2 protein-coding genes are annotated in these 1,782 nt (G+C 43.3%); both read left to right on the plus strand.

The features are described from left to right. The first annotated feature begins 134 nt into the window (after nucleotides 1-134). Nucleotides 135-590, plus strand: coding sequence for an NUDIX hydrolase (locus MICAI_RS16885; protein ID WP_008204962.1), 456 nt, complete (start codon nucleotides 135-137; stop codon nucleotides 588-590). Nucleotides 591-939: 349 nt separating this feature from the next. Next, nucleotides 940-1,782 (plus strand): TIR domain-containing protein (locus tag MICAI_RS16890; protein ID WP_039900435.1); only part of this gene is annotated, 843 nt, incomplete at its 3' end.

Below are 1,782 nucleotides of genomic sequence, written 5' to 3' on the forward strand. Positions count from 1 at the left end.
ACGGCGGTGAGGATGTCAAGATTGATATTGTTAGGGGTTTTGGGGTTTTGGGGTTTTGGGGTATTAGTTAAAATTTCCCTATCTTCCTATCTTCCTATCTTCCTATCTTCCTATCTTCCTATCTCCTAATTCCTATGGGTCGTGTTTGGCATTTTATTAAAAGTGTGATGGGAATTATCTTTCGTCATCCTGTAACTGGGGTGACAATGATTCCGCTGCTTGCTGATGGTACAATTGTTTTAATCCGACGCAGAGACACCGGCAAATGGTCCCTACCGGGGGGAATGGTCGATTGGGGGGAAGATATTTTTAATACTGCTCAAAGGGAATTAAAAGAGGAAACAGGATTAAATTTAGTCAGTTTAGGGCGTTTAGTGGGGGTTTATTCCTCTTTTGAGCGTGATCCGCGTATTCACTCCATTTCAGTGTTAATTGAAGTGACAGCTGCGGGTAATTTTCAGATCAAAGATACATTAGAAGTTAGCGAGGTGAGAGCTTTTAGCGTCGAAACTTTACCTCTAGGCAATCTCAGTCACGACAATGATCGCCAACTAGAAGATTATCTCAGGGGTGCCACTGTAGTGGCTTGATTTTTTCCTAGTATCGGCTCTCCCAGGTTTGGTGGGTAAAATGTATTCTAGGATACAGTCCTGCTGGCGAGTGAGTGGAACGAACCACAAAGACACAAAGGACACAAAGATTGATCGATCATATTGTAAGTTAAACTGATCACACAGAACCTAGAAGAGCCAAATAACTGGAAGGTTGATACTTGGCTATGGATTTGGTAGCATGGCGGCGGAAAAAATGTGCTTATTATGGGCAAACCACAAATCTCTATCGGAATTCCCCTAGTTCCTCACCAGACTAAACCTCTAACCCCTAGAATCTGCTAAGTTACCTAGTAAATCAGTAGCGACTACACTGGTAGAAACCAAAGTGAAGAAGAAGTCAGAGATCCAAATTTTCCTAGCTCACGCTAGTGAGGATAAACCAGCAGTTTTGGCACTGTATAACCGCCTCAAGCAAGCGGGGTATAAACCTTGGTTGGATGAAGAAGACCTGATTCCCGGTCAAATTTGGCGAGATGAAATTCCGAAAGCGATTAAAGCTAGTCAGATTTTTCTGGCCTGTCTGTCAGCGAAATCGGCTAAACAGGGATACATCCAACGGGAGTTGAGGATTGCACTTGATACCTTGGGACAGATGCTACCGGGGACAATTTTTTTTATTCCTATGAGGTTAGAAGAATGCGAAATTCCTGATCTGCGAAGTGCAGAAGTTGGCTTGAATCTGCGAGATATTCACCGGCTTGATTATTGGAAAGAAAACGGATTTGAGCAACTAGAAAGAGCAATTACCTATCAGTTCAAGCTTGAACCAGAAGAGCTAAAACAATCGGTAATCGTTCCAAAAGAGCCAAAACAATCGGTAATCGTTCCAGAAGAGCCAAAACAACTGTTATCAGTATTTAACTTTGAGATCGTGGGAGTAAATGCGAAGGGTGAGCAAATCAAAAAAGAGTCGAAGCAGTCCCAATATTTCGCCCAAGATTTGGGCAACGGCATCACCCTAGAAATGGTCGCCATCCCGGGGGGTACATTCACGATGGGAACAGAAGACGAGGAAATCGAAAGACTGGTTAAAAAATTTAATTGGGAAGGATTTAGAAAGGAAAGACCACAACATGAAGTAACTGTCCCACCCTTCTTTATGGGTAAATACCCCATCACCCAGGCCCAGTGGAAAGCGATCGCCTCCCTTACCGACTTAAAACCCACA

Origin of the sequence: Microcystis sp. T1-4 (genome assembly GCF_000297435.1) — a bacterium.
Taxonomy (GTDB): Bacteria; Cyanobacteriota; Cyanobacteriia; order Cyanobacteriales; family Microcystaceae; genus Microcystis.